This is a genomic window from Shewanella sp. SR44-3 (assembly GCF_014163735.1).
Lineage (GTDB): Bacteria > Pseudomonadota > Gammaproteobacteria > Enterobacterales > Shewanellaceae > Shewanella.
The window spans coordinates 1-9,081 of the sequence record NZ_JACJDV010000066.1 but is presented as its reverse complement, the minus strand read 5'-3'; the positions used below and the strand labels follow the sequence as shown (position 1 = coordinate 9,081).

Below are 9,081 nucleotides of genomic sequence, written 5' to 3'. Positions count from 1 at the left end.
GAGAAAAGCCTCATCGAAAGATGAGGCTTTTTTCGTTTTAAATGAAAATGCAAAAGAAGAGCGGTAGTTCAGTTGGACCAATAATGTTCCAGACATTGTTTTGCATTCACCCCATCCATGGGGATCTTATTAGAGGCGGCGGCCTGTCACGCCGAGAGTGCGGGCTCCTTCTTATCCAAAGAGTTGTCCGTTCCGCCAACGCCCTAGCTGATATAACGACCAGTAAACATGGAAATGGCAATATCTTGGTAGTGTTCATGTTCATAATTCTGTGTCCTTAAGTCAGTCCCTTTTTTACTTCTGCGATAGCGCTTATGACCTTGCCGTTTATTCCTTGCCAGCAGTAAATCCATTCATGACTAACAGCTTGGTTCATGCCCGATACATGCTCTGGGCTCCGATCATGTTGTATCGGGGACCATATATTTGGCTGAATGATGCCGCATCTTACACGCACTGGCTTGAGCGCTGTCAGGACAATAACCCTGCAGGGCATGACAACGTTTTAGTTCGCGATAGACAGCCGCACGATGACAATTGATAGCTTTTGTAATCAAAGCTATCGAAATACCCTGGTCTAAAAGGACTGAAATCTGATATCTTCTTCCCCCAGTCATCTGCTGATAACTCATAGTGATACTCTTTTTTCTTTGGCGAGATAAAGCTTACCACTTTCAGCAGTTGGCTTCTTCTGCGCCTCAACTAAGAGTGTCGCAGTTATTATCTGAATTCGGGGTGAAGGCTGTCTAGATTAGACAACCTATGTTTTGTGGAGTATCAGATGATAATTAATGGATGCGATGCGGCATTAAGTTAGTTTATTGCCTATAAAGAGAAAACTAAAAAAATATGTAGTCATAGCGGATGATAATGGTAACTTAGTTATGAGTATCATGATCTGTGATGTGCTTATGGCTTAGCTTGTTACTGCCTAACCAGTTAATGCTCATGCCCATGAGTATACCTAGGCTAAAAGCCATGATGTGGGTGACACTAGCTTCAGGCAGGCTTGATATCAACAGGTAAAATGTCGATAAATTTATTGCTCCAGCAATCAAGGCTATAGCAGTAGATAACAGTAATTGGCTGGTTATGGCCCTGTGCCGCCTACCTCTAAACGTGAAGTACCTATTAGCTAAACTTGTGAGTAATACCGCGCCGATGAAAGCTAGAATGCGTGCTGATAACGGCGACAGTTCTAACCCATGCATTAGGGTAAAAAATACCGCCATATCAAATATAAAACCAGCTGCGCCCACCAGTAAAAATCCAGTACCAGTGGGATGTTGTTGATAAAGCCTTAATAGCTTAGCTTTACAATAAGCAGGCAAATTTACTCGCATATTAATAGCGACTTTCATTGGACAGCTTTGGCCCGCAAAGAAGTAAGTTTCGCACCTTCCCTTGATAGACATTCTTACAAGAAGCTAGCGCGGGTTTGCCCAATAAGTGGTGCTCAACAATAAGGTAATGGCGAGGCAAAGCGAGGGATTGCCACTGCGTGAGAGTCGGAATTTTTTTGGCTTGCCCTAAGCTATAAAAACGGCCAGAAAATGGCTGCTTTTCAAGATAGTAGCTAGGTATGTCTTGGCTTCGCTGCGACAATAAATAACGCTCACTTTTGACAGCACCATTATCCTTATTCACCACAATAATAGCGGCTATCAATAATGCCGGTGACACTAGAGTAAGCCAATACCATTTACCTAAACCTTGCTGCCAGGCTTTGCTTATCAATAAGGCCAGAGCTGGAATACCCGGCAACACATAAGCGGGCAGAATATTGCCAGCAAAGGTAAATAAGATTAAGGGCGCGAATAACCAGCACAGCAGAAAGGCGCTCAAACTATCGAGTTTGCCTTGATTATGCTTGGCAAGCTTGGCTAATGCGGCGGGCAACAAAAATGACCAAGGCAAGGCTGTCAGCAAGAAAAAAATCCAAATCATTCCCCTTGGTTGGTCGTGTGCAGTGCCGTATAGATCGCCCGCCCAGCCACTTTGGGTAAACCTAAGCCAATGCTCACCAATAATAAAGTAGTGTAAAAATCCAGGAGTGGCTTGCTCGGCCATTAAATACCAAGGCAAGGTGAGTGCGAGTAACAGGGCACTGCCAGATAGGAGGGGAATTCTTTGCCACAACAAATGCCACATCTTATTTATGCCATATTGCCATAACAGCCAAATACCACTGCTCAAGCCAAATAACACTAAAATTAACGGACCTTTTGCTAATAATCCCAATGCTAGCCCAGTAAACCCAACATAGGCATAGTTCTTCTCCCCCTGCCAAGCGAGGTAAAAACCTGTCATGGCCAAGGTAAAGGCCAGCGCTAAGGCTATGTCGGTCATCACAGCGCCGGTACAAATGTAAAACACAGGTATTGCACTTAAGATAAGCATGCTTGGCAGCGCTGGTACTTGCATTTTATAGGCAAATTTACCGATAACGGCCAGCAAGATTACCGCTGCGAGCCAATGGGGCAGACGAATAAAAAATTCGCTGGCATCGAATAAAGCGATAAAACTGGCACTCATCCAAGTGTGCAGTGGCGGTTTACCCCAAAAAGGCACTCCGTAATCAAATTGCGGCGTGAGCCAGTTGCCAGTCTCTACCATTAGACGTGCCATTTCGCCGTAACGGGCTTCAGTGGTATCCATCAAGGGATAAAGCCCAAGTGAGATAAGGCGAATAATAAGTAGCAGTGCTAATAAAGCCCAAGCTCTATTGGCGGTAAATATTCGAGTCATGGTGTTATCCTAAATAGCTGATATTAGATTTAGCCGCACTAGCCTCTGTGGCTTGGCTTGTTTGAGTGCTCGCTTGGCCATGCTTGGAACTCGCTTGATGATTTATGGTTTCAATCAGGTAAATCGGCCTTTGCTTTACTTCGACAAACACCCTTCCTAAATATTCACCAATTAAGCCTAAAGCCAGTAGCTGCATGCCTGCAAACGTCAGCTGTACCACCATAAGTGAAGGGTAACCTGCAACCGTGTCACCATAAACTAAGGTTTTGGTGACAACCCAGCTGCCATAGCCAAAGGCAAATAATGCCGTGATCACGCCGCACCAGGTGGCTATTCGTAAAGGTTTGAAGCTAAATGAAGTAATACCGTCCATCGCAAGGCCTAACAACTTGGTGTAGTTCCATTTTGTTTCACCGCAAAAGCGCGGATCACGATCGAACTCTAATGTTTGTTGTGAGAAGCCAGGCCAGCTGAAAATGCCTTTCATAAAACGATTACGCTCAGGCAAGGTGTTGATGCAGTCCACGACTTGGCGGCTCATTAATCTGAAGTCACCGACATTTTCTGGAACCGGAGAATCCGACATCCAGTTAATCAAGCGATAAAAGCTTGCGGCAGAGAAGCGTTTAAACCAAGTTTCGCCTAAACGCTTGCGGCGTTTCATATTGACGACATCAAAGCCTTGTTGCCAAGCGCTCATCATTTGGGGGATTAATTCAGGGGGATCTTGAAGGTCTGCATCGAGCAAGATAACCGCTAAACCACGGGCCTGCATCAAGCCTGCTGACATCGCAGCTTCTTTGCCAAAATTACGGCTAAGCTTGATACACTGATGCTCACATTGATGGGGTGACAGTGAGCTTAATGCCTGCCAGCTGTCATCACAGCTGCCATCATCGACAAAGATAATTTCAGTGCTGACATTTAATTGCGCTATAACTGGAACTAATCGGGCCATTAAGGGCTCAATCATTGGCGATTCATTATAAATTGGAATGATAAGCGACAGGCAGATCTCAGTGCTGGAGCTTGCTGATAATGGTGGATGAGAGGACATAAGATTACCCTGAGTGATTTAATTGGTGTCAGTCTAATTAGGCTTAAGTGGAGGAAATGTTATCGACAAAACTTTCACAAAAATGCTGTTAAATTAGGGACGGTCAACGAGGAACTAGCCCAGAAATGAATCCATTGAAATTACTGATTATTGAAGATAATGCTGATGTTGCTGGCATATTAGGTGACTATTTTGAAGCCAAAGGCGCCGAGCTGGACTTTGCCGATAATGGCGAGTTAGGGCTATCTTTAGCGCAAGCATTCGATTTTGACGCCATAGTGCTAGATCTGATGTTGCCCAGAATGGATGGTTTGAGCCTTTGTCGTACTTTGCGTTCCTTAGGCTGTTCAACGCCTATTTTGATGTTGACGGCTTTAGACAATAAAGAGGATCTACTCACAGGGTTTGAAAGTGGCGCCGACGATTATTTGGGTAAACCCTTCGATCTAGATGTGGTCAACGCCAGAGTACACGCCTTGGTGAATCGCCACAGGGGCAAGGTGGCGCAGCAGAATTTACAGTTTGCCGATATTGAATTAAATATCGCTAAGCATGAAGTCAGGCGCAGTGGCAAACTGCTTGTCCTGACCCCCACCACCTATAAAATATTATCCCTTTTACTGCAGCACGCCCCTAACATCGTTAAAAAAGAGCAGCTCGAGTCAGAATTATGGGGCGATAATCCACCTAACGGTGATATTTTGCGTAGTCACATTTATCAGCTTCGCAATCAATTAGATAAACCTTTTAACATGCCTCTTTTGGTGACTATCCCCAAGGTGGGCTTTAAATTGTGCCAACAAACGGGCCTAAACGAATGATCAACAAGCGTTACTCCTCAGTCACGAGTTTATCTCGCAAGCTGATGTTGTATTTCAGTGCGATCGCAATTTTAGTGGGCCTGCTGCTGTATGTGACTAGCTTAGGTGTGATGCAGTGGATTGAAGATCAGGTGAGCCAAAATGAACTGCAGCAAAGCCAAGTTTATGCCATTAGTGAGTTTAAAGGTGAGGCCAATCGGCCGCTGTCTATAGGCTTACATACTATGGCTTATTACTCCCTCGATACTGTGCCAGTACAGTACGGTGATGTTAGCCGCTACCCCATAGATTATATCGGTGAGGTGGTCTCTGATTCGCCTTACAGCGCCCTTGGTGACGTGCTACCAAAGCTGCTTAGTAATCTTGATGGGCAACAATTTGAAGAGTTCTTTTTACTAAAAAGTGAGTTCGAGTATCAGGGCTTACGCTATCCGCTTTACCTGATTACGCCTTCTGAAACCATAGAGCTCAGTGATAATGAATGGCTAGTGATTAAGTTGGCAGTATTTATCATTATACTGTTGTTATTTATCGCTTTTGGCTTTGCTATGCATAAGTTGTCAAAGCGATTAATTGAACCTGTAGTGCAGCTTAATCGACAACTAAAATCGGCCTCCTTGCCGCAGGCATTTACTGTGCCTGAGACCTCAGCGGCTGAGTTTAATCAATTGGCGCAAAGCCTGAATTTCTATCGCCAGCAAACAGATGCCATGATAAAGCAAGAGCAAAGCTTTGCTCGCTACGCCAGCCATGAACTGCGTACTCCTCTGACTGTGATCATGGGGGCAGCAAAACTCCTTGAGCAAGATGTGTCAGAGGCTTTTCAAGCAAAGCAAAGAGATAGAATACTGCGCTCCGCCATTGGCATGCAGCAGACTGTTGATGCGCTGCTGCAATTGGTAAAGCAAGAAAAGGGCACCGAGCCAGATGTCCCTAGGCCGCTACAGCAACAAGAAGTTGACAGTATTCTTGAGTCACTGCAGCCACTGGCTAAGAGTAAATCGGTGAAGCTAACCCTACAGTTTGAATTGGCGCCGATAATTTTGCTTAAGCCTGCAGTAGTCAAAATATTACTCACTAATCTTATCAGTAACGCCATTCATGCTAGTGATACAGGCGAAATAATTATAGTGATCACTAAGGGTAAAATTAGCGTTAAGGACCAAGGTCGAGGTTTAGATAAAGCAGTTAAAGAGGTCTCAGATGGCCATGGTCTTGGCTTGCTGATTGTCGACGCGTTATGTCAGCGGTACCAATTGATTTTTAGCCTCACCGCCAATACCAGCAGTGGTTGCAGCGCTAACTTAGTTTTGCCTCTGTTGTATTTCCCTAGCGCTCAGTCAGCTAAGTAATGCAATGGGAAAAATTGCGCTTAGGTCGAGTGTAAATCTAGTAATAATAGGTGGTAGTCATCAATGGCGGGGAAGTCAGTAAACACTTGATTGGGCTTTTTGCTGTCTGGATTCATTATGCCAAGCTGGTGGCCAACACCGGCGCGGCGTGATGCAGCGAGGATAACTTCACTGTCATCAATAAACAGGCAGCGAGCTGGGTCTAAGTTAAATTTTTCAAATCCATGGCGCCAAAACTCAGGATGCTCCTTGGGATAACCACTTTCATGGCTCGACAATATGGCATCTAATCCAGATGCAAGCTCAGTGTGCTCAAGTTTAAGATTTAAGCTTTTAGGGTGAGCATTAGTAAATAAAATTCGCTTTTTGTTGGCATCCCCCAAGGCTTGCAAAAACGGCATGCTGTCTTGACGCAATTGAATGCGTTCAGCGATAGAGTAGTGCAAAGTTAAAATATCCAAACCTAACTCTTGCTGCCAATAATCTAAGCAATACCAATCTAAGGTGCCATGCACCTTTTTATAAGCCAATTCCACTAAGTTTTGAGCTGCCTGCGGACTTATGCCTCTTTGCAGGCTTAATTGCTGCGGCACTAACGTAAGCCAGAAATGGTTATCAAAGTGCAAATCAAGCAAGGTGCCATCCATATCCAGTAGCACGGTATCTATGGTATCCCAATCAAACATTTTTAATCCTATGGTTTGCTACTAGTTATAAAACTAGAGTCTAGAGAGAACACTTATTTTAACCTTGTACTTTTAGTATTTTGTGCTATTTACTTATATCCAGCTATTATTAACAAAGTACAAACTAATTATTAGGTGAAAGCGGCTGTTTGTTAATATTTTTATCTAGCGATATATTTTATATTGGTAATTCTAGCTTGGCTGGAGTATTGATTCGTGGCATATTTACGCTTTTTTTAAAACATCAGTCTAAAGATGTATCTTAACATTCAAGGTCTCTAATGCTCATTGATTTTTAATGATTTAGTGTGGTGCGTGAGTGGCTAAGGTTTATATAGCATTTATATTGGTAAGCAGGTGTATAGCTTGATAAATATTATGATGTACATTTTTTATGCTCTAAAATGATAAACATTAAAAAATAATCAAATTAAGTTGAAGAGGGTGCCAATGAATATTCTGCTGAAAAACCTTTACAGGTTGAGTGCTGAACGCTTCTCTAGAAGAAGCAAAGGATTAATAGAAAATAGGTCATTTACACTCTTCTTTCGGTGGTTACTTATCTTGCCATTGTTGCTTTGTTCCAATCAGCTTATGGCGGCTAAGTTTACTATGACGCCTTATACTGGGGGCGGTACGCCTGCTGTGATGACAACTGCTGATGACGGAACAACAACATTAACGGCTACTCGCTCTGATGGGGCTAATTTCGCTGGTGTTTCTTCGGGGTTTTTAGACCCAGGGGTGATGGGGGGAGCCGTTGCTTATACTGTGACATTTAATGTGCCGATCACAGTGTCTAGCCTTCAAATCGGTGAGTTTACTAATAATTCCACAAGCAACCATTATGTGATGACGCCCAATGTGGGCACTCCTTGGAGCATTGCTGATAACGATGGCGCTATTGTTGGAGCGATTGCGACACATACTCCGTCAGACTGGGTAGGGGTTACATCAATAACCTACTCTTATTCGGTAAATAATTGGCGTGTTGGGATTGATAACTTGGTATTTACTGTCTCCGCTCCCCCGAGTATTACCAGTGCTAACTATGATGCTAATACTGGAATATTGGCTGTTACAGCGCCTAGTATGAGTGTTGGCGACACTATAGATGTGAGTAAACTGACGTTAACCGGTCGCAATGATGGCGCTTATACCCTGACTAGCTCCAATGTAACAGCCAGTAGCTCAAGTACCTTCTCTGTTACGTTAAATGCTGCTGATAAACTGGCAATTAATGGTTTATTAAATCAAAACGGTTTCGATGCTATTAACGGAAGCGTTTATAATTTGGCAGCAGCAGTTAGCTGGAATGCTACACGAGCTTCACCAGCCGATTTAACAGGCAATAGCATAACTGTCAGTAATGTGAGCGCTCCTAGCGTTACCTCTGCTACTTACGATAGCAGCACCCATGTGCTTACCGCTACAGGTACTAATTTTGTTGGGCTTCTCGGCGCCAATAATGATATTAGGGTTAGTTTATTAACCATAACAGGTGAAGGTGGTACACCTTATACGCTTACTTCTCCCGATGTAGAGGTTATTAGTTCGACTGCATTTTCTGTGACTTTAAATGCGACTGACTATGCTATGGTCGAAACCATTTTCAACAAAACTGGCAGCAACTCTACTAGCGGTACAAGCTATAATTTAGCTGCAGCGGATGATTGGAACAGTGAAATCACAGGTGGCAATATTGCAGATGCTTCAAATGCAGTGACTGTATCGAATGTCCCTTTCCCTTCGATTAGTAGTGCCACTTATAATGCCAGTAGTGGAATGCTAGTGGTTACTGGTAGTGGACTTGTCAGCAAAGCGGGTGCTTTGAATGATATTGATGTATCTAAACTAACGATTAGTGGTGATGCTAATAGTTATGCCCTCACCTCAGCTAGCGTTGAACTCACCAATGGCAGTAGCTTTTCTATTACCCTTAATAGTACGGATAAAGATGCACTAATTAGTCGTCTCAATAAAAATGGTACTAGTTCAACGGGTGCAGTAACTTATAATATTGCAGCAGCAGAAGACTGGAATAGAGGTGCAGATCTCGCTCTTGATATCGCAGACCTAACTGGTAACGGCATCACTGTGAGTAATGCCGCTACTATACCTGATGCCCCGTTAATAGGCACTGCAACAGCTGGTGATACTCAAGCTAGTGTGAGTTTTACCGCTCCAGTGAGTAATGGTGGCGCAGCAATCACTGCATATACTGTTACTGCAAATCCTAGTGGTTTTACGGCTACAGGCTCATCATCCCCGCTGACAGTGACAGGCCTGACCAACGGAACTGCCTATAGCTTCACTGTTACGGCCACCAATATCGTAGGAATCAGTGCTGCCTCAGCTGCATCCAATAGCGTTATTCCAAAGGTTGCCAATAGTGCGCCGGTTGCAACCAATACCAG

At 43.9% G+C, this 9,081-nt stretch carries 7 protein-coding genes and 1 pseudogene; 3 read left to right on the top strand and 5 right to left on the bottom strand.

Features of this window, described 5'->3' with window-relative positions; translation table 11 throughout:
• Nucleotides 1–290: 290 nt before the first annotated feature.
• From H5073_RS17570 to H5073_RS17555, 4 genes and pseudogenes are all read right to left on the bottom strand, one after another.
• Nucleotides 291–632, bottom strand: a pseudogene (locus H5073_RS17570) (helix-turn-helix domain-containing protein); the annotation flags it as partial.
• A 246-nt stretch (nucleotides 633–878) separates the two neighbouring features.
• The gene (locus H5073_RS17565; protein ID WP_182680861.1) at nucleotides 879–1,361 is read right to left on the bottom strand and encodes a GtrA family protein; all 483 of its coding nucleotides are present in this window, start codon (nucleotides 1,359–1,361) and stop codon (nucleotides 879–881) included.
• Nucleotides 1,345–2,748 carry a glycosyltransferase family 39 protein gene (locus tag H5073_RS17560; protein WP_182680860.1) on the bottom strand — a complete coding sequence of 468 codons (1,404 nt, stop codon included), beginning with the start codon at nucleotides 2,746–2,748 and terminating at the stop codon, nucleotides 1,345–1,347. Before H5073_RS17560 ends, H5073_RS17565 begins: the two co-directional genes overlap by 17 nt.
• 4 nt (nucleotides 2,749–2,752) lie before the next feature.
• On the bottom strand, nucleotides 2,753–3,805 hold the full coding sequence (locus H5073_RS17555) for a glycosyltransferase family 2 protein (RefSeq protein WP_182680859.1): 1,053 nt from the start codon (nucleotides 3,803–3,805) through the stop codon (nucleotides 2,753–2,755).
• 125 nt (nucleotides 3,806–3,930) lie between these two features.
• Between H5073_RS17555 and H5073_RS17550 the strand changes: the two genes are divergently transcribed.
• Together H5073_RS17550 and H5073_RS17545 are read left to right on the top strand one after the other, a co-directional pair.
• Nucleotides 3,931–4,626, top strand: coding sequence for a response regulator transcription factor (locus H5073_RS17550; RefSeq protein ID WP_182680858.1), 696 nt, complete (start codon nucleotides 3,931–3,933; stop codon nucleotides 4,624–4,626).
• Nucleotides 4,623–5,978, top strand: a complete 1,356-nt coding sequence (locus H5073_RS17545; RefSeq protein WP_182680857.1) for a HAMP domain-containing sensor histidine kinase — start codon at nucleotides 4,623–4,625, stop codon at nucleotides 5,976–5,978. The genes H5073_RS17550 and H5073_RS17545 overlap by 4 nt, the downstream gene beginning before the upstream one ends.
• Before the next feature lie 20 nt (nucleotides 5,979–5,998).
• On the opposite strand, the gene yrfG is transcribed toward H5073_RS17545, so the two are convergent.
• Entirely contained in the window at nucleotides 5,999–6,664 is a 666-nt protein-coding gene (gene yrfG / locus H5073_RS17540) for a GMP/IMP nucleotidase (RefSeq protein ID WP_182680856.1), read from the bottom strand.
• A gap of 612 nt (nucleotides 6,665–7,276) precedes the next feature.
• On the opposite strand from yrfG, the gene H5073_RS17535 reads away from it, so the two are divergent.
• On the top strand, nucleotides 7,277–9,081 hold a 1,805-nt coding region (locus H5073_RS17535; protein ID WP_182680855.1), incomplete at its 3' end, for a fibronectin type III domain-containing protein.